Origin of the sequence: Hungatella sp. SL.1.14, from assembly GCF_024460495.1 — a bacterium.
Lineage (GTDB): Bacteria > Bacillota > Clostridia > Lachnospirales > Lachnospiraceae > Hungatella > Hungatella hathewayi.
Genome location: NZ_JANFYJ010000016.1, coordinates 82950 through 103365, shown reverse-complemented (window position 1 = coordinate 103365; position 20416 = coordinate 82950). Strand labels below are relative to the sequence as shown.

At 51.8% G+C, this 20416-nt stretch carries 15 protein-coding genes; 2 read left to right on the top strand and 13 right to left on the bottom strand.

Annotated features, from left to right (window positions below; genetic code table 11):
* The 8 genes from NE473_RS17535 to NE473_RS17500 form a co-directional block, all read right to left on the bottom strand.
* Positions 1–1857: a glycoside hydrolase family 20 zincin-like fold domain-containing protein gene (locus tag NE473_RS17535; RefSeq protein ID WP_055651571.1), complete on the bottom strand. Its 1857-nt coding sequence runs from the start codon at positions 1855–1857 to the stop codon at positions 1–3.
* Positions 1826–3352, bottom strand: a complete 1527-nt coding sequence (locus tag NE473_RS17530) for a sulfatase (RefSeq protein ID WP_055651572.1) — start codon at positions 3350–3352, stop codon at positions 1826–1828. The genes NE473_RS17535 and NE473_RS17530 overlap by 32 nt, the downstream gene beginning before the upstream one ends.
* Before the next feature lie 3 nt (positions 3353–3355).
* A complete protein-coding gene (locus tag NE473_RS17525) occupies positions 3356–6472 on the bottom strand; it encodes an alpha-mannosidase (RefSeq protein ID WP_256265348.1) in 3117 nt (1038 codons plus the stop codon).
* Between the two features lie 3 nt (positions 6473–6475).
* Entirely contained in the window at positions 6476–7243 is a 768-nt protein-coding gene (locus NE473_RS17520; RefSeq protein WP_006771166.1) for a response regulator transcription factor, read from the bottom strand.
* A complete protein-coding gene (locus NE473_RS17515) occupies positions 7228–9009 on the bottom strand; it encodes a sensor histidine kinase (RefSeq protein ID WP_055651574.1) in 1782 nt (593 codons plus the stop codon). The genes NE473_RS17520 and NE473_RS17515 overlap by 16 nt, the downstream gene beginning before the upstream one ends.
* Before the next feature lie 120 nt (positions 9010–9129).
* On the bottom strand, positions 9130–10653 hold the full coding sequence (locus tag NE473_RS17510; RefSeq protein WP_055651575.1) for an ABC transporter substrate-binding protein: 1524 nt from the start codon (positions 10651–10653) through the stop codon (positions 9130–9132).
* An 81-nt stretch (positions 10654–10734) separates the two neighbouring features.
* A complete protein-coding gene (locus NE473_RS17505; RefSeq protein WP_055651576.1) occupies positions 10735–11664 on the bottom strand; it encodes a carbohydrate ABC transporter permease in 930 nt (309 codons plus the stop codon).
* Between the two features lie 51 nt (positions 11665–11715).
* Complete coding sequence (locus NE473_RS17500) at positions 11716–12660, bottom strand: ABC transporter permease (RefSeq protein WP_022031618.1); 945 nt, start codon at positions 12658–12660, stop codon at positions 11716–11718.
* A gap of 315 nt (positions 12661–12975) precedes the next feature.
* Here NE473_RS17500 and NE473_RS17495 point away from each other — a divergent pair, with 315 nt between their 5' ends.
* Together NE473_RS17495 and NE473_RS17490 are read left to right on the top strand one after the other, a co-directional pair.
* On the top strand, positions 12976–14469 hold the full coding sequence (locus NE473_RS17495; RefSeq protein ID WP_055651577.1) for a sulfatase-like hydrolase/transferase: 1494 nt from the start codon (positions 12976–12978) through the stop codon (positions 14467–14469).
* 183 nt (positions 14470–14652) lie between these two features.
* A complete protein-coding gene (locus NE473_RS17490; RefSeq protein WP_055651578.1) occupies positions 14653–15369 on the top strand; it encodes a gamma-glutamyl-gamma-aminobutyrate hydrolase family protein in 717 nt (238 codons plus the stop codon).
* Here NE473_RS17490 and NE473_RS17485 read toward each other — a convergent pair.
* From NE473_RS17485 to NE473_RS17465, 5 genes are all read right to left on the bottom strand, one after another.
* The gene (locus NE473_RS17485) at positions 15366–16262 is read right to left on the bottom strand and encodes a DMT family transporter (RefSeq protein ID WP_022031615.1); all 897 of its coding nucleotides are present in this window, start codon (positions 16260–16262) and stop codon (positions 15366–15368) included. The genes NE473_RS17490 and NE473_RS17485 overlap by 4 nt on opposite strands.
* Before the next feature lie 85 nt (positions 16263–16347).
* Positions 16348–18264, bottom strand: coding sequence for a BglG family transcription antiterminator (locus tag NE473_RS17480; protein WP_242663925.1), 1917 nt, complete (start codon positions 18262–18264; stop codon positions 16348–16350).
* A gap of 60 nt (positions 18265–18324) precedes the next feature.
* Positions 18325–19140 carry a PTS system mannose/fructose/sorbose family transporter subunit IID gene (locus tag NE473_RS17475; protein ID WP_006771176.1) on the bottom strand — a complete coding sequence of 272 codons (816 nt, stop codon included), beginning with the start codon at positions 19138–19140 and terminating at the stop codon, positions 18325–18327.
* Positions 19133–19918 (bottom strand): PTS mannose/fructose/sorbose/N-acetylgalactosamine transporter subunit IIC, encoded by a 786-nt coding sequence (locus NE473_RS17470; RefSeq protein WP_006771177.1) that lies wholly within the window; start codon positions 19916–19918, stop codon positions 19133–19135. The genes NE473_RS17475 and NE473_RS17470 overlap by 8 nt, the downstream gene beginning before the upstream one ends.
* An 18-nt stretch (positions 19919–19936) precedes the next feature.
* Complete coding sequence (locus tag NE473_RS17465) at positions 19937–20416, bottom strand: PTS sugar transporter subunit IIB (protein ID WP_006771178.1); 480 nt, start codon at positions 20414–20416, stop codon at positions 19937–19939.

Genomic DNA, 20416 nt, shown 5'->3' with positions numbered 1-20416 from the left:
TTATCTCTGCTCCCTCAAATAGTCACCATACCACACAACAATCTCCTGAATCCTTCCAAGCTCCGATTCCCGGCTGACACTGCGGTACAGCTCCTTATAGTGGTACAGCCACACCTCCAGCCGCTCCGCCAGCTCCCAGGAATCCGGTTTCTCACCATATTTTAAACCGTAATCCCTCTCTGCGATGATCTTCCCCAGCTCGTTAAACAGACCGATTCCTTCGGCAGCTACGACAAACGCCTTCACCGCCGGCCGGTTACGGCTGTCCATATGGGGCAGAAGTCCGTACAGTTCCCCGGTAACCTCCTCCAGACGGCGGTTCTTATCATCCACGCCCTCCAGGGCTTCCATGTGTCCCTGTATATACTGTCTGTGGTCCTCCTCATATTCCGGTGCAGCTCCTGTCTTAAGTTCCTTAAACCGGACCGCCGTCTCCCAGGTGAAGCCGTTAAGCGCCTGGGTCTTTGCCAGCACACCCACTAACCGCCCGGTGGAATCGCCGTATTCCATTTCCGAAATCTGTCTGTTGATCTCTTCAAAGTCCGGAATCTGCGTATTCCAGGAGAATGCAGCTCCGTAGATCATGCCCGGTATACTGAATTCCGGATGATTGATATGCAGAAAATCGCCCCAGTCTGTATTCAATACCCCGGCAGCCTTGTACTTCCGGGCATAAGTACACATAATTTTTATATTGCTGTAGGCATCTTCAAGCAGAGGAATCAGATAATTCCAGCCGCACACGCCGGGACAGAGATACTGGATGGCTCCGGCCCCATCGAGCGCCCGGGTCTCATCCTCCCTCTGATCTTTCGCATATCCCCAGTTTAAGCAGACGGTACCAGCCGGAAGCTCCTTTAAAAGCTCCGGCGCTCCGGTAATGACGTCGCCCCAGAACATGGGCCGCTTACCGCAGGAAATCACGAACTCACATAACTCCTTTACGTAATCAATATAAAGTCTGTGAACCCCCAGCTCCTTCTCAAGCCCGCTGCTCCTTCCCTTTCCCAGATCGAAGGTCTCATCGGCACAGATGTTGAATTGTCCGGAGGAGAACAGGGCTGCAAATTCCCGGATCTTTCCCTTAATAAAACCGGCGCTCTCCGGAGAAGACACATTGATGGTGTGGTGATGCATACGTCCTCTCAGAGAAAAAGGCATGGCCTCAGAGCCCTCCAGTTCACACAGGTGGCTGTAATGCTTCGAGCCCAGCACCTTATAAAGGTGTCCGAAGGTGGACAGTGATGGAACCAGCTCTATGCCCCGCTCCAGACAGTACCGGTCCAGTTCCAGGATCTCTTCCGCAGTCAGCGGCGTGTCATCTCTCCAGATTTCACTGAAATCACGGAACAGAAATGTGTGCTCAATATAGAGCTGCATCTGGTTCAGCTTATAAAAGGCCATCCGGTCAGCCAGCTTTTTCAGCCAGGTCAGCTTCGGTACTCTTCCTCTTGTGACATCATGGTAAAATCCGCGGTTTTCGATATCCGGCTCATCGCAGATACTCATGGCCGGAAGCACGGCCCCCTGCTGCCCCGCTATCTGCAGAAGCGTCTGCATTCCGTGCCAGAGCCCCTTCTCTCCGCCGGTGAGAACCACCTCTTCCGGCCGGATTTCCAGGGTATATCCCTGGCCCGGCGCATCGTTCTGACGCAGGATCATGTCCCCGGCTCTGCCCTTCCCTTTGGTCAGAGCCGGCCGGTAACCAATCACGCCTTCCAGAGCCTCCAGAAAAAGCCCTGCCTGCCTTGTCAGAAGCGGTCCGCAGGACTCTTCCAGCACAAGAAAGCTCCCATAGCCTATTGTAAACTCTCCCTCTCTTCTTTCAGCCTTTTTCGGCTGCGGTATTAGATTCATCTGTCTTCTCCTCTTCTTTCCGGTGTTTCCATTCGCTGCTGTACTGTTTCTCAAGAAGCGGTATCCCGTATGCCCTTCCGGTCTCCTTAAGCCGCTCCATATAAGACTCCAGACGGCCTCTGCAGTGTTCCGGACCACCTTCCCGCATCACAGTCCATAAGGGATCCTGATCCGAATCTGACTGCTTCATCATCCGGTCCGTCCAGTCTAATATCATCCGCGCCCCGCGGTCACAAAGCTCCGGCCGTTCTTTAACCAGATTATACAGCTGATGGGGATCGCTGTCCAGATCAAACACCATCTCCTCCGGCAGAAGGTGATACCCGCCGTGGATGGTACGGATGTAGAGATAATGGTCAAACCGGACGCTGCGCTGGCAGACGTGGGCACACTGGGTCAGCACCGCATAAGGCTTCCCGCCGTCTCTCCCGCCGAATAGCGCTTCCTTAAAGGAGGCTCCGTCATACCGGTAATCCCCGGACGTCTCTGTACCTAAAAGATCCTTCACCGTAGGAAGTAAATCCGTGTTGTCATACAGCCCCGAAACACGGCGTCCTCCCTCTGCTCCAGGCCATTTGATAATCAGGGGGATATGGCAGACCGGCTCATCTGCCATGCCGTGTTCCCCATAGACCCCGAATTCTCCCAGATCCTCTCCGTGGTCCGCGGTAATGATAATGGCCAGATCTTCTCCGTAAAGTCCGTGTTCCTTAAGCCACGACGTGATCAGACCAATATTGTCATCGGTAAACTTAACGCTGTCATCGTAAAGGTCAATGAAATGCTTTGCCTCGTCTTTCGTCTTTAAGCTGCCCGGGTGCTTTGGCCATCTGGAAAACGTCTCATCATTCCACATATTGATCTCATTGGCGCCGTGGGGGCCGATGTGGCGCAGATGCTCACAAAATATCTGATCTGTGATCCAGTCATCCGGCAGAGGCTCATCCTGAAACCTGCTTTTTTCTCCCTCCGGGGTACGGTACGGCGTATGCGGATCCCAGTAATGGACGTGAAGGAACCAGTCATCCTTCTCCCGGTTCCGCTCCAGCCACTCTATAACCTTCGGTGTAACCATCTCGGCGGATTCCCCTCCCCTAAGCCCCGGATTGTAATATTCATCCAGGCCCGAGAGAAACCACCAGGCCGAGTGGCGTTCCGCAAAACTGGAAAATGAAACCGTGTGAAATCCGGCCCTTTTAAACTGCATAAAGAGCCCGTTCTCCGACACCTGATCCGTAAAGCTCCGCGTCTCCCCCTGAAGGCGTAAATCCGCAGCCGTACCGCCATGACCCACGATCCCGCTATGGATTCCGTAGAGTCCGGTCACCATGGAGGCCCTGGAGGGAAGGCAGGGGGCATTGGGGCAGTAGTACCGCTCAAAGCACACCCCCTCCTTCGCAATCTGATCCATCACGGGCGTGGTATTCCTTCCGTAGCCATAGCAGCCCATATGATCGGCTCTGAGCGTATCGATATCAAACAGAATTACTTTCATCGCTTAAAACACCACCTTAAAAGTCTTAATCTCGTATGGCCTGATGGTAAATGCAAAGCCATTCTGCTCCATTCTGACACCACACGATCCGTCGTCCGGCTCTTCCAGCAGACTGCATTCCATGACCTTCGCCGGTGTACAAAAAAGGTTCACTTTCGCATTCACCCTCTGATTCCTGCTTTCATAGAGGCGCAGGATAACGCCGCTTCCGTCCTCGCTCCTCTTCACGGTCTCCAGGACAACGGAATCTCCCTCCACGCCCGCAAAGCTGTAAGTTTTCCCGGGCACGCCGCCGTTCACTGCGATAAGCGGCTGATTTAAATCCGCAGCCTCCTTCTGGGTGTCCGCTTCCTTCCACGTTCCCTGATGCGGATAGAACGAGTAGGTAAAGACGTGCTCCTCGTTATCCGTGTCAGGATTCGGTTCGATGCCCGACTTGATCAGCGTCAGTTCCAGCCGGCCTCCGCGGACGGAATGGCCGTACTTGCAGTCATTCAGCAGGCTGACGCCATATCCGCCTTCCGACACGTCCATCCATTTATGGCCGCAGCTTTCAAACCGCGCCCTGTCCCAGCTGGTGTTGGTATGAGTTTTTCTCACCACATTGCCGAACTGGATGTCAAACGCCGCCTCATCCGTGTGTACATCTGCCGGGAATCCGGCCTTTAGCAGATACTGGTGCTCCCTCCAGTCCACCCATGTGACGAAATCAATTCTGGGACTGTGGGCGTAGAAGCGAATGTCCTGCGTCATGCGGGAATGCATGAAGCTGCGCTTCACCGTAATCTGAAGGCACAGCGGCCCCACAGAGGTAACTTCAACAGACGCCGGCTCATCGAGATCCCAGTATTTTTCTGTATAGAATACGTCAATATCCCAGTTATCGTAGTAAATGGGCTTATCCTCGTATACCCGCAGGCGGTTCCCCGCTTCGTTCTCTTTCAGCACCTGACGGCCGGCTGTCAGATCGAAAAGGCTTGTAAAGCTTCCATCCGCAGCCATATCCACGTTTGCAAACGGCGTGGTGATACTGAGGCCCTCTGCAGTCTTTAATACGGAGAACGGCTCTGTCTTTCCGCTGTCCGAAACGCCATGTTCCGCCGCGCCGTACACCGCGTATCCCTTGGATGGAATCTCCCCCGTAAGGGAGTACCGCACGCCCCCGATCTCCTGGCTCGGCAGCACGTCACCCTGATTCGTCAACGCCGTCACTCCGGCCGGAAGGATCGTCAGGCTGCTGCGCGGAAATCCCAGAGTATTGAATACGGTCACACCGTCTCCTGCTCCTGCCACGGCTTCCTCCCGTGCTTTCAGCAGCGCACTTCCCTCCTCTGCGATCTGTTCATACTCTCTCTTCGTCACCTCGTAGACTTCCTTAATCGATGATCCCGGGAGAATATCGTGGAACTGGTTTAGCAGGACCATTTTCCACAGCCGTTCCAGTTCCTCCTTCGGGTAGGCCATGCCCTTTTTCTCTGCCAGCACGGACAGCAGCTCCAGATCCATGAGAAGCAGCTCGCTCTTTCTGTTGGACCGCTTGTTCCGGGCCATGGAGGTATACGTTCCCCTGTGGTATTCAAAATAGAACTCTCCGACCCACACGGGAAGCCGTCTGCTGTCCTTCACCCGATCTTCAAGCTCCGTAAAGTAGGTAAGGGAACTTTCCTGACGCACCTTCGGGACGCCGCGGATTCCCTTTTCCATCCGCCTGCCCGTCTCCAGCATCTCCCTGGTAGGGCCGCCGCCTCCGTCGCCGTAGCCGTAGGCGATTAAAATATCGTTGTTCATCTCCTTATTCTGATAGCGCTGCCAGCCGCCCATAATGGCATCCGGATGCAGGATTCCGTTATATGTGGTAAAGAAGCGTTCCACGCTCTGTCCCACACCCAGAGTAGAGATAAAATGAGTCAATACCTTTGTCCCGTCGATCCCTTCCCACAAAAGCGTGTCGTCAGGAACCTTGTTGAACTGGTTCCAGGACAGCTTCGTCGTCATGAAATAATCGATCCCGCATTTCTTCATGATCTGCGGCAGCGCACCGGAATAGCCGAATACGTCAGGCAGCCACAGGACCCGGCTGTCCACGCCGAATTCCTCCATGAAAAACCGTTTGCCGTATAAAAACTGGCGCACCAGACTCTCTCCGCTGGTTAAATTACAGTCGGCCTCCAGCCACATGCCGCCTTCCGGCTCCCACCGTCCTTCCAGAGCCCTCCTCTGAATCTCCTCATAGAGCTCCGGATACCGTTCCTTCACAAACGTGTAGAGAACCGGCTGACTGGACATAAACCGGTACTCCGGATATTCATCCATCAGCTTCAGTACCGTGGCGAAGCTGCGGGCCGCTTTTTCCCGGGACTGGGCCACGGTCCACCACCATGCCACATCGATGTGGGTGTGTCCGATGCAGGTGGCAATCACCGTATCATCGCCTGCCAGGTCCTCGTACAGCGCCTTTCCAATATAGGCCCGCGCCTCCTCCACGGAACGGTAAAAGCCGTCAGAATAGACGTCCCGCAAATCCAGAAGGCTGATGGCATCATTTAATACGGTCAGGATATCAATGGCCGTCTTCCCTTCCTGGTCCATCCGGTCCATGGCCCATAACGGAACCTGTATATCGTAGTAAAGGTCTTTCACCGGTTTCGAGATTTCCTCTATATCCGCAATCAGGCGAAATTCCGGATGGAGCGTCCCCGAATACGCCTGCAGATCAACCGTCACCGTATCTCCCGCTGTCGCCGCCCGGTCAAGGAGGACCTCCCTGTGGTTCATATCGGCTCCCTGAACCGCCTCTCCGTTGATAAATACCAGAAACTGCGGATTCTTGGCGTCGTCCCACTCCTCAATCTGAGTCCTGATCCGAAGCCATAAGCCTTTTCCGCCATACTCCTCCGGAACAGTAAATACGGTCCGAAACCAGTAATGGCGGTCCGGCCCGTACCAGTGCATCAGACGGCTGTCAAACGGTTCCCAGCTTTCCGCCGCCCGGTCGGCCTCCTCCGGCCGCAAAAAAAAGCCTTCCTTTACCTGCCAGCTGTCCAGTTCGAATTTCCGGACAACCATTAATTTCTTCAGCTTGTCGGCGATTACCTCCGCCCTCTCCCTTGCAAAAATCATATGTCAATTCCTTTCTGAGCCCCGTATTCTCATCTCGGACGGGGTGGTATGGTAATATTGATTAAATTGCTGATAAAAATAATTCATATTTGTGTAACCCACGGAGGATGCGATCACTGCTATTTTCTCATCGCTGTTCACGATCTGCTCCCTGGCCATGGAAAGCCGGTAACACATTAAGTATTCTGAAAACTTCATTCCCGTTTCCTTTATAAAGATCTGACCCAGATAGGTGGAATTCATGCGGAACTTATCGGCTATGATCTTTAATGAGATATGGCCGCCGTACTCCGCCGCCACCATCAGGACAATCTTATGGATCAGAGGCGACATGGCCTCGTACTCGATCTTTAAGATAGGGTCGCAGTTTTTCTGCTCCGCTTCCGGCAGCGTCCCGTGGAGCTGTTCCACGATCACCTTGCGGATGCACGCCTCCAGCTCCCCGGCTCCCACCGGCTTCAGCAAATAGTCCAGCGCTCCGCAGCGGAGAGCCTCTCTTACATAATGAAAATCATCGTATCCGCTCATCATGATGTAGTTGGAATGGATACCAAGGCCATTTAAGCACTCGATCAGCTCATATCCCATGTCATTGCCGATTCTGACATCCACCAGACAGATATCCGGATTCCAGTCTATGATGCGCGACATGACTTCCAGAGAGGTTTTCGCAGTCCAAATCCGCCCCACGCCTAATTTCTCCCAGTCCAGAAGACGCTTTACCCCTTCCAGGACATTGGGCTCATCATCTACAATCAGAACTGTAACCATGCGGCCTGCTCCTTTCCCGGCAGCGTTGGAAGGAAAATATCTATTTTCAGTCCGCCTGCCTCCTGATTTTCAATATTCATGGTGAAGGCCTCTCCATAAAAATAATTGAGTCTCATGTAGACATTGCGCAGCCCGATGTCAGCTCCGGGATCATCTCCGCCCTCCACCATATTTTTTCTGATTTCCAGAAGCCGGTCCTTCGGAATCCCCAGGCCGTTGTCCGACATGGTAACGAGGATTCCGCCCTCTTTCTTCACCGCCTCCAGCATCAGAAGATTGAATTCACTCTCCCGGTCCATGCCGTGGTTAAAGAAATTCTCAGCCAGAGGCTGGAGCCAGAACGCGATGGTTTCCACCTCTCCCGCCTCCTCTTCAATATCAACCCGGTATACAAAGGTATCCTTAAACCGGAGGGCCATAAGCTTTAAATACATCTCCAGAAGCCCGGCCTCTTTCTTCAGGGGTATGACCTCCGGGCAGCGGATCAGCGTCCGGTAAAGCCGGCCCAGCCCCTCGATGGCCTCGGCCGTCTCCCTGTCCTTCAAAATAAGCGCCCTGGCCCTGATGCTTTCCAGTGTATTATAGAGAAAATGCGGATTGATCTGATGGCGCAGTGCCCTCATGGCCGTCTCCTGCTGCTTCAGCTTCAGCAAATACTCCTTTCGGATGTATTCATCCAGCTTGACACTCACCTCTGACAATGCGTCGGCAATCATCGTGTACTCATTGTAATGGCCGCCCCGCTTTAAGGCCATGGTTCCCACCTCTATAAAAGAACCGTGCTCCATGGTCTTAAGCATATCCATAATATGGGAGAGGAACCGCGCCTCCCCCTGCAGATTGAAAAAGGTAATGATAACAGCTCCCGCCGCCAGCACCAGGACGGTTACCGCCAGCGTCGCGGCTCCCTCCCCGTTGGCGCGCCACAGCGAAACGATGTCCACAGCCGATATGTATTCACTGTCACCGGAGGAGTTGACGAATTCATAATAGAATACAGGCAGCCTCCCGTTCCACAGAAACCAGCCCTGAAAAGCCTCCTTTCCAGACGCAGTCAGAATCCATTCCCTCTCCCGTTCTCCCTTCACATGCTCATAAACCGTCATGTTCCCTTTCATCAGAGCCCAGTCATACGCCTGGCTGCTGCCTTTATACAGATCTTTGGAGGAGCCGTAAAAAGTCATCGTTCCGAGATTCTTCATAATGGATTCCGGATTTCTCACCTCAAAGGATTCCAGCACCGTGTCACTTTCCGGTCTGTCCAGCACCTGCCATTCTCCCTTGATCCCGTAGCTCACCCGCATATTTCCGGAAATATTGTCCAGCCATATCACCTTTAACCCCTCGGGTGACCGTATCGTGACTGCATTTACCTTTAGCTGGCTGTTTACAAACAGCTTCCGCATGTCGCCGGGCAGCCATGCGATCTGCATGCTGGAACGCGCGCTGTTTTCCTCTCTGCGGTTGGTATAATCCTGGCTGGTGATGCTTTCAAACAGAGTCTTTGTATCCTCCATCAGACTCGCCTTCGCATAGATGCCGTTCACATAATTTTCCAGCTGTTCCGCCCGGTCTCTCTTCTGCTGCTCCAGCGTCATAAAGCCGGACTGCACCTCCTGCCACCGGTTATCCGCCCATATGGTCGTAAAAAAGCAGAGTGCAAAGATCAGGCAAAACAGGGCTATAAATATAACAGAACAGACCGTGCCTGTAAAACGCCTTCTGTATACGCTGATTTTCAAGAATGAACCCGATGTCTTTTTCATAAGCTTTTCCCTCTGTCCGTTCGTACTTGTTTTCTGTCGATCTCATTTATTATACAGTCGTTATCTGCGATTCACAAGCAGATGCCTTTATCCGCATCCGGTCTGTCCTATATTGGTCATTTAGTTATAAAATTCATTAATCTGTTTCTGGGCTTCCTGAACAACCGTGTCGAAGCCTGCGGCCTTTAATTCCTGAATCACGGCCGGAACCGCGGTCTCCGGATCGGAAGCTCCGGTTAATAAGTCGTATTTATACTTCTGCCACACGGTCAGACAGTTGGACATCTCATTCTGGATATTGGTCAAATCAAGAGAGAAGCCCAGGCAGGAGGAGGAAACCGCCTCTTCATTCTGCTTCTTTACCTGATCCCACTGATCCGGGTCCGCATCCTCCGTGATGGACATGTTGAAGAAGGTTCCCTGTGTATACGCCGCCAGCGGCCATGTATCCGTCTGCTTCTTAATCACGCCGTCTCCCACATATACAAACGTCTTATCCGGCACTCCGTATGCCAGCATATCGCGCAGTTTGGAGTCTGTATTTACAAGCTGCAGGAATTTTAAGCACTCATCCTTATACTTGGAATTAATGGAAACAGCGTTCATGGAGCCCTGGATGGTATCAGTGGAATAGAGAGGACCGAATACCTTAAACGCGTCATACTTCTCCACGCCGTTTAATACCTGCCATGTCGCAACCGCGCTGGGCCAGCCCTGTGCGGAAGCAAACGGGAGCTTCTTCTGCGGCTCAGTCAGAACATTGGCATCCGGATTGATGATGCCATCCTGATACCACTGGTGAAGCAGCTTTAAGTTCTCCATAATATCCGGCTGTTCCAGCGTACAGATTACCGTTCTGGTCTGATCATCCACCTTCACTCCGAGAGGCTGCAGACCGGCGGTCAGACCGTCATACTCATTAAAGAAACCATTGAACGGACTGCCCTGTGACATCTGAAGCGGATAAAAGCCTTTACCCTCTCCCTCCTTCATGTCACGGAACGGTTTATCCAGATCCTGCATCGTCCTGATATTATTAATATCAATGTGATATTTCTGCACATACTGGTCGTCAAAATACCAGAACTGTGCCATGGAGGAATCCTTATAGGTCGGTACCGAATAGACCTTGCCTCCGATGGTCACGCCCTTCCAGAGCTGTTCAGGAATCATCTCGTAAAGCTCCGGCGCCGTGGACTGCAGCTTATCGGATATATCTTCAAACGCGCCCATTTTCACAAAACGGCTGTAATTCGTATTGTTTACAAACATCATGTCGAAATACTCGCCCGAGTTGATAATGGTATTCATCTTCTTCTCATAATCGCCCCAGCCGGCCACTTTCAAGTCCAGCTTTACGTGAATCTTTTCTGCCAGATACTCGTTGATCGCGTCCATATCCTGGTCAAAATCGCTGGGTGTGGTTCCTCCCACCGTCCAGTATACCAGAGTCGGAATGTCTCCATCTGCCGTACCGGCCGCCGTGTCCTTTGCGGCTGCCCCGTCTTTTTGTGCAGTGTCTCCCGCAGGAGCTTCCGCTTCTTTGGTATCCGTCTTCGCCGAACAGCCGGTTATTGTGCCGACTGCCAGCAGCCCGGTTAAACCGGCCGCCGCCGCTTTTTTCCATACATCTGTTTTCTTCATAAACAATCCTCTTCTTTCCTGATTATTCTATTATCAACGGGAATCCCGCCTGATAAGCAAGTTGTAAACCTCCGGCTGCAATCACCCTTTGACGGCTCCCACCGTCAGACCGGAGATAAAGTATTTCTGGAAAAACGGATACGCACATGCGATCGGCAGTACGATGATAACCACAATCGCCATGCGGGCCGCTTCCTTCGGCATATTTGCCACCATATCCGCCATACTTGCTCCCATGGTGGCGGCATTCTGCGCCAGCATGTTGATGTTGGTCATAATGGCATTCAAAAGCGCCTGCAGGGAATAGAGACGCTGGTTGTCGATATACAGCATGGACTGGTACCAGTCGTTCCAGTAGGCAAAGCACAGAAACAGTCCAATGGTTGCAATAACCGGCAGGGAGATGGGAAGCACGATCTGAAAGAATATCTTAAACTGCGTCGCCCCATCCATTTTAGCCGATTCGATCAGTTCCTCCGGTATGGTCGTCTTGAAAAACGTCCTGCATATGACCACATTAAAGGAAGATACCGACAGGGGCAGGATCAGCGCCCACAAAGTATTCTTTAAATGCAGAAACTGGGATACGATGAAGTATGTAGAAACCAGGCCTCCGTTAAATACCATAGGAATGAAAACCAGCATGGTCAGAAATCCATTCAGTTTGTAGTCCGGTCTGGATAAAACATAACCCATCAGTGTGGTGAGAAGCGTTCCAAGGACGGTTCCCACAATCGTAACAAACAGGGACACGCCCAGCGCCCTGATGATCAACGCCCCCTGCTTCAGCAGGTAGCCGTATCCATCCAGGGATATAATCTTTGGAATCAGGCGGTAGCCGTAATCGGTAATGGACTGCTCCGCGGAGAAAGAGATCGACACCACCAGCACCGCCGGTATCACGCAGATCAGGGCCAGAATCAGAAACATGATATTCAGCAGAAAATTCGCCCTTCTGGATATCCTGTTGAAATTCTGTACATCGGCTGCTTCTTTCTGTTTTTTTGACATAGTATTCCTCCTTTATCATGGCTGAGTCTTCTTGTTATACAGTCTTCCCTGCTAAATCATGGCGCTTTCCCGGTCAACCTTTCGCACAACCGCATTGGCCGCAAGAATGGTGATGCAGCCGGCAACGGACTGGACGAAGGCGGCTGCCGACGCCATTCCCGTGGTAGACGACATGAGCTGTTTGTATACAAATACATCCAGTGTATACGTCACGTTATACAGGGAATTCGAGTCTCTGGGCACCTGATAGAACAGGCCGAAATCAGAGTAGAAAATACGGCCGACAGCCATAATAAACATCATGATAATGACTGTCCGCATCAGTGGAAGCGTCACCCATTTCATCTGCTGCCACACGCTGGCCCCGTCGATGCAGGCCGCCTCATAATACGTTTTATCGATTCCGGTAATGGTGGCAAGATACACGACCATGCTGTACCCCAGATTCTTCCAGAGATACATGAAAATCAAAAAGCCAGGCCACAGCTTCGGAACCATGTACCACTGTCTGGGGTCCTGACCCAGCCCTTCCATCAGGTTATTTAACATTCCTTTGTCAAAGCTTAAAAACGCCCATACCAGCGCCGTTACGACCACCCAGGACAGAAAATACGGCAGAAACATGGCCGTTTGAAATACCTTCGCCATGCGCTGGTTGTGAAGCTGTCCGATTAACAGCGCCATGGTTACGGGAACCACAATGTTTAAGATAATGAAGGTGATATTATAGAGAATGGTGTTTCTGAGTATCATCCAGATATCCCCGGATGAAAACAGGAATTTGAAGTTGTCCAGCCCGCACCAGGCGCTGGTTAGAATGCTGTGCAGAAATCCCCCGTTAATGGTATACTTTTTAAATGCAATCACAATACCAAACATGGGCAAAAACGAGAACAGTATATACCAGACTGCGGTTGGAAATGCCAGTATGGTTAACTCCGTATCGTCCCTGTTCCACTTCCGCTTTTTCCCCGGCCTCTTTTTCATATCTGCCATAAAATATGCCTCCTTTTTCTTTTTCATTGTTCTTTGTCATATCTAAAAAACATTATAATCTATGCATTTTTACTTTTCTATCTATGATTTCTTATATAGTATCCTGTAAATCTTAGGTATTATTGAAATTTTTGGATCTCACTTTTGTGCATATTGTACATATATTTTTTATTATTTCCATCCCCTCCGTGATTTTTCATCTCATCTTTTTACCGGTATATCTAACGTTTCTGAGATAGACAATCCCCTCTGTATTTTTTATACTGAACACAGAGATAAAACGAACGCAGCACCGAAAGAGAGGAAGAAAGAATAATGGATGAACGAAGACAAATGCAGTCAGACGCACGGGACAATATTCTGCTGATCACCACGGACCAGCAGCGTTTCGATACCATAAACGCCTGGGGGAACCAGAGTATTTTTACGCCGCATATAAATTATATGGCTGCCATGGGAACCAGCTTTACCAGCTGTTACGCCTCCTGCCCCATCTGCGTGCCCTCCAGGACCACCATCATGACAGGAATTGACGGATACGAAAGCGGCGTCGTATCCAACGCGGATCACCGGGCTTTTATGGAAGCGCAGACAGCAGGACGGCTGACGCTCCCGGCTGTGCTGACCGATGCCGGATATCAGACGTGTGCAAAAGGAAAGATGCACTTTGAACCGGCCAGGGCCTGCTACGGCTTCGAGCAGATGTCCCTGCCCTTAGACTACATGCGCTCCTGCGACAAAAGGGGCGACCGCATACGTCCCAAAGTCCACGGTGTCGGCGAATGTCTCATGGAGCCCGTGATTTCCACCGTCGATGTCAGGGACAGCATGACCACCTGGATTGGGGATGAGGCTATCGATTTCATCGAGACCAGAGATCCCCTGCGCCCGTTCTTCCTGTGGACCAGCTTTACAAAGCCCCATCCGCCTTTCGATCCCTGCCGGGATTTCTGGGAACTGTACCGGCAGATTCCCATGCCGGAACCGGTATACGGTGACTGGTCCCGGACTCTGGAAGGCACTCCCCAGGGATTCCTGGCCGGTTCTTATGAAAATACGGATATGCATCTCTTCGGCCCCGAACAGATCGCCGCCAGCCGCAGGGCATACTACGCTTGCATCACACAGGTGGATTACCAGCTGGGCCGCCTGTTCGGCGCGTTAAGGGAAAACGGCCTTTTGGAAAATACCTGGATTTTATTTACCTCGGATCACGGAGAAATGCTGGGAGACCATTACATGTCCCAAAAGAATCTGTTTTTCGAGGGCTCCGCCCACGTGCCGTTCATCATCGTCCCTCCGGCCGGACGCGGGATTCCCCATAACAACCGGATCGACCGTGTGATCACACTGGCAGACGTATTTCCCACTGTACTGGCCATGGCGGGACTCCCATCTCCAGAGGAGAAACGCGGAGAAAACCTGTTGAATTGGATCGGTGGAAAAAGACAGGATGAAAGAATTTTCTACGGGGACAGCCTTCATACAAATTTCTGTGTGATGGAAAACCGGAAAAAACTGATTTACACGAGAATCGGCAGCAGCCTGCTGCTGTTTGATCTGGAGACGGATCCCATGGAACGCCATAATCTGGCGGATGATCCGGAATACGCAAAATGCAGGGAACGGCTGTGGACCTTATTAATCAGCCACGTAAAGAAAACCGCTCCCCAGGTGTTAAGGCCTGACAGCGGCACGGACACTTCCGATGCTTTTATCTCCATCCCCGCTCCCCGTTTTCCCGGAGACATGCCCGGACGATGGCTGGGATTTCATTACCATGATTATACGGTAGATACGTTTCATTAAGCAAGCGATGTGACCGTATCTTATCGATATTTTAGCACCACTCTCTGTTTGACATTTTCGCATGCAGATACTAAAATCTAAGGAGTACCAATAGAATAAGTAAGAAGAACGCGGTTCCGTCAAAGAACCGCGGGCAGATAAGAATATTGATAAAAACAAAATCAGATGAATCGAGGTATCTCCATGAAAAAACCACTGATCGGGCTTACTCCCTCACACAACACGGATAATCATGACATTCAGATGCGCCCCACCTACATCAAGGCGGTCACAGCCGCCGGCGCCATTCCCGTGGTACTTCCGCTGACCTCGTCTGAGGAAGATTTAAAGCAGCTTGTGGACACGTTAGACGGGTTTCTCTTTACCGGAGGCCCGGATGTCCACCCCTTCCTCTTCGGGGAAGAGACGCTGGATCACTGCGGCAGTGTTTCCGCGGAAAGGGATCAGATGGAGCTTGCGCTCCTTCCCCTGGTTATGGAGACAGGCAAGCCCATCCTCGGTATCTGCCGCGGCGTACAGCTGCTAAATATCGGTCTGGGCGGTACCATCTGGCAGGATATTCCCAGCCAGGTAACCAGCGACTTCCCGCTGGCGCATACACAGCCGTTCGCCTACACGCTTCCGTCCCACACCGTGACAGTCAAACCGGGCAGCCGGCTGGCAGAGATCACGGGGGCGGAGACGCTTTCGGTCAACAGTATGCATCACCAGGCCGTAAAGGACGTGGCTCCCAGCCTCACCGCCTCGGCCTTCTCCTCCGACCGCCTGGTCGAGGCGGTGGAAATGCCGGATTATCCGTTTTTCATCGGCGTCCAGTGGCATCCGGAATACTTATGGGAGAAGAATGAAGCCGCTTCCAGGCTCTTCGCCGCGTTTGCAAAGGCCGCCGGCGCACGCTAGCGCTTCTTTCCCGCTGCCGCAATCAGCACCACGCTGAACAGAATGCAGACACAGCCTGCGATCTTTCTCGTGGTAAACAGCTCTCCTAAAACCAGGACGCCCAGAATCACACTTGTGATCGGCTCCAGGGTAGAGAGGATCGCTGCCGCCACGGCACCCGTATACCGGATTCCCAGCTGGAATAAGCTGATCGCGCCCACAGAGGTACAGAGGGACACCAGAAAGGCGAAGAACCAGGCCTGGCCGGTCAGATGGAGCGTCAGCTGTCCTGTCACTCCTCCATAGATTCCCGACAGGACAGCGCCGAACAGGCAGAGATAGAAGGACAGCTTAAAGTAGTACATGTTCTTGATCCCGGATTTATCCATGACAATCATATGAACACTGTAGAACAGGCCGGACAGAAGTGCCAGAAAGATTCCTGCGCCGCTTCCCGAGCCCGCAGAAAAATTTTCCAGAAACAACAGGGTGCCGGCGGCTCCGCAGAGCAGAGCCAGCACCTTTTTTACCGTGATCCCTTCCTTAAAAATCAGGACGCAGCCCACAGTCACCAGCACAGGATACACGAAATGGAGCGTAGTCGCCATTCCCACAGGTATGTATGAATAGGACATATAAAGCGTCACCGTAGTTGCAAAAGCCCCGAACACGCCGCATACGGACACAGGCATTCTCCACGCCTTTTCCACCCTGAGCGGAATCCCTTTTATCTTCAGGATCAGGAACAGTACGGGCAGGGACAGGAAACAGCGCAGGAATGTCATCGTGATCCCGTTCGCTCCGCCGTCGTAGGAAATCCTTGCCAGAACAGGGGTAAATCCAAATATGACGGCTGATACGGCCGTGAATATGATTCCTTTATAAGTCTGATTTGCTTGTGTTAATTCCTTCATAACAATCACTCTTTTCATAGATATTATATGTTGCAGCTGCATCCGTCCCCGTATCTGCACCACACGGATCCGCAGCCCGGCTTCATCAGATGATGGAATGGAAGCATATGTTCAGGCATTCCGACTTAATATCCCCGCAGAACACATCATAGCTCTGCGATTTCAGAAAATGTTCCACCTTTTCCGGCGATGAAGCCCAATTGGAGACGATGCGGCAGAGCAGGGACAAATTCTTGTCTCCATCCCGCTTTGTCTTGATCATCACCAGTACTTTTATGATATCCTGCTCCCACAGGATAGGTGTTTTTAAGATGCAGACGTAACAGCCGGCATTCTTAAGAATCCTTCCCAGGTCCTGAATATGGGCGATCCCATTGCCCACCTCATTGGCCCGGAATGCATTTTTCCAGTCCAGCTCCGTGGCAATCAGGCCGCGGGCGGCCAGACAGCGGTATAAGTTCTCCATGACCTCTTCCCGGCTTTTCCCCTCCAGACCGAATATGCCGAATTCCGGCTTTAAATACTGTTCTATCTGTACCTGCTCCAGCTTATATTCCGCAATTGCACTGCAGACCTCACTGGTGGAATCCCCGTCCTGTATCTCATAATACGGCAGCTCTGACGGAAGACGGTAGTCACTGACGTAGATCAGATACTGGAGCTGGTTTAAATAACCGGTATTGTGGTATCTGTCCAGCCACACCAGTTCATAGCCATCCCTGGGAAGACTCTCCGAAAGCTCATTATAGTAGATCAGAGCCTCCGAGAGCCCCAAGTCACCGCAGAATCCGATCTTAAACTTCTTCCGCTTCTCATGGGTACTGATGATCATGTTGAATGCAGGCACCAGATAGGCAAACTCATTATTGTCCATCTGAACGCCAAACAGCTTTTCTATGATTCCGCTGGCCGAGTGGGCCACCTTGGTGGCAAATAAATAACGGCGCAGATTCTCAAACAGAAGCGGATTTCTGACGATCAGATGCGTTCTGAGCCTTAAGACCATAGGTTCAATGCTGGAATATAAAAAATCGAGAAACACGGGATCATTGGTAAAATCCAGTTCAAAGTTATCCTTTACCTCCCGCATGATTTCCGTCACACACTGCTTTAACGTGGCGTGCTCTCCGGAGCCCACAGGCCCGCTGTCCGGCATTTTCTTACTCAGTATATGGAGGGCAAAATACTCCCGCTCTTTCTCAGAAATCGATACGGAATAGAGTTTTTCCAGCTGATCCGCGACCTCCCCTGCCGCGTACCGCTCCCTCACATATTCCACTGTCATGGTATGGCCCGGCAGCTCCCCGATGCCGCAGCCTGCCTTCATGCGCAGCACACTGACATACATGTGACTGGCCAGATCCACGGCCAGAAACGGCGACAGCCGGATTTTATTGGCACGGCATGCCTCCCAGACGATACGGACAAGAGTGTCCCTCTGGGCATCCCAGTCATACTTCCCGCCGTCAGCCCGCCTCTGCACCATAACCTGCAGCTTATCATCGTACCGGAAGAAGTATTCTGCTATACAGAGGCGCTTATCCAGCTCATCACCGGTGACGCCGATTCCCCGGCGCAGGTTCACGTCAATTTCCAGGCGGAACTTTGCAAGAAGGGTCCGGGCGCGGTTTAAGTCCTGGGTGAGCGTCGAACGGCTGATGTAAAACGTATCCATCAGCTCCTCCGCCTTATAGTACGGCTTTCCGATCAGCAGCTTGTTGATGATATAGATCACCCTCTGAAAATTATAGCGGAACACCTCTCCCTTATGTTTCCGCAGATTGGCCCGAAGCGCCTTCGACAGCCCCTCCATGTCGGAGCCGTCTCCCACCAGCAGGCGGTAGCCGTAAGATCGTTTTGATTCGATCTCCACGCCATACTCCTTTAAGAAGCTCTGAAGCTCCTTTAAGTCATACTTTACCGTGCGCACAGAAACCCCGGCTGCTTCTGCGAGAGCAGCCGAGGTCACGTACGTTTTCCTGCCTAACATTGTTTTTATCATGATAACATATCTGGTTCTTGCCTCAACCATGAATTTCTGACCTTTCCAAACCTGCCAGGATTAAAGGATGTGAAGAAGAGAACCGATCACACCTACTGCAATAGTAATTAATAAGATTGTAGTTGATTTGCAGCCTTTTTTCAAGAGGCCAAACATCGCCAGGGTGTACAAAAGCGGAAGCAGGAGCGGGAAAATCTGATCTAAGTATCCCTGCAGTTCAAATGCCGTCTCCCCGATGGTAAAGGTAAGCGGAGTCTTCATCGCAACCATGGAGGCACTCATGGCGCCGATTACCATAAGACCGACGATTGACGCGCCCTTGGAAATCATCTTTAAGATGCCTGCGCTCTTCGTGTTGCTCATTAAGCCCGCGCCGAACTGATAGCCCAGCACGGTACCGTAGTAACGGATCAGCAGATGCGGAACGTTGAAAATAATTAAGAACAGAATCGCACCCAGAACGCTTCCCTGCTGTGCAAGGGATAAGCCGATGCCCGCGGCGATGATTCTCAGTGTGCCCCAGAAAAAGGAATCACCGATTCCGGCTAACGGTCCCATGAGGCCGACCTTTACGTTATTGATGATATCCTTGTCAAAGTCCTTGTTCTCACTGGCTTCCTTTTCCATGGCTGCTGTAACGCCGCTGATGACGGATACCATATGAGGTGTGGTGTTGAAGATCGCCATATGGCGTTTTAAGGCTTCCGCCTGTCCTTCTTTTGTTTTATAGAAACGCTTGATGGCCGGCCACATCCCCACGGAGAAGCCCAGGGCCTGCTGTCTTTCGTAGTTATAGGAGGCCTCCAGCAGGAATGAATTCCAGAACAGGCCATTGACCATTTTTTTGTCTTCAGCAGACATTTTTTGCTTACTCATCAAACAAATCCTCCTCTTCCTCTGAACTTACGGCTGCCGCCGCTGTCACATTTCCTCCCGCGCCTCTTTCATAGCAGATGACAAACGCCAGCACGACACCGATGATGGTAACCGCCATGATCGGCAGATTCAAATAGGAAATCAGAATAAATCCAAATACGAAGTAAATCGCATTGCGTTTCTCCATCATCGGAAGCAGAAGCAGTGCAAAACCGACTGCCGGAAGGAGTCCGCCCGCTACAGAGAGACCGTTTAAGATCACCTGCGGAATATTGTTTACAAATGCCTCAACCGCCGGTGAACCGAAGAGCAGAGCCACAAAGCCTACTACGAAATACATAAAGCACTGAAGCAGAAGTCCGCCGATATTTAAGGCGTGCATCTTTTTGATGTCCCCTGCCTCTGCCAGTTTCATGGCAAGATCCATAAACCAGCTTCGAATAATAAACACGATAACCTTCAATGACTGAGCCAGAATAGCGATTGGAAGCGCCAGTGCCAGAGCAATATCGGCGCCCTGTCCGGACTGGATTGCAAACGCCGTACCGAGTCCTGCGCCGACCAGTACGTCCGGCGGAACCGCGGCTCCGATCTGAATCGCGCCCATAAATACCAGTTCCAGAGTGGCCCCGACCATGACACCGGTCTGTAAATCTCCCAGCAGTGCGCCGATCACCGGCGACACCACGATCGGCCGGATCACCATAGGTGTACCGCCTAATTTTTCCAGGAACCACAATACTGCCATTGCGAGTCCAACTAAGATTGCTGCCTGCATAATTTCATTTCCCCCTTTTTAGAATTTCTTACGTAAGTCCGCATACTTTGCCATTGCCGTGGATGGCACTTCCTGAACCTCGATGGTATAGCCCGCGGCCGCGATCTCATCTAAGTTCCTTAAGTCCTCTTCATCCACATAGACGGCCTTGGAAAACAGCTTCTTACCGTCCGCCATCTGAATGCCTCCCAGATTAACTACCGGCTTCTCCTCCAGTTTCTTTAAAAGGCCGTTGGCATCGGCCGGACTACCACAGATTGCAAATACCTTCATATCTTTCAGTTTCGGGTTATTGATCAGTTTCGCCGCCTCTTCCACGCTTCTGGTGGCCAGCTTCACGCCTTCCGGGCAGCACATCTTGATCACGCCCTTCCGAAACTCATCTGCCGCAGCCGCGTCGCTGGCGATTACGATGGCGTTATAGCTGAGCGCCGATTTCCAGCTGTAAGCTACCTGGCCGTGCAGAAGTCTGTCATCAATTCTTAATTTTACTATCAT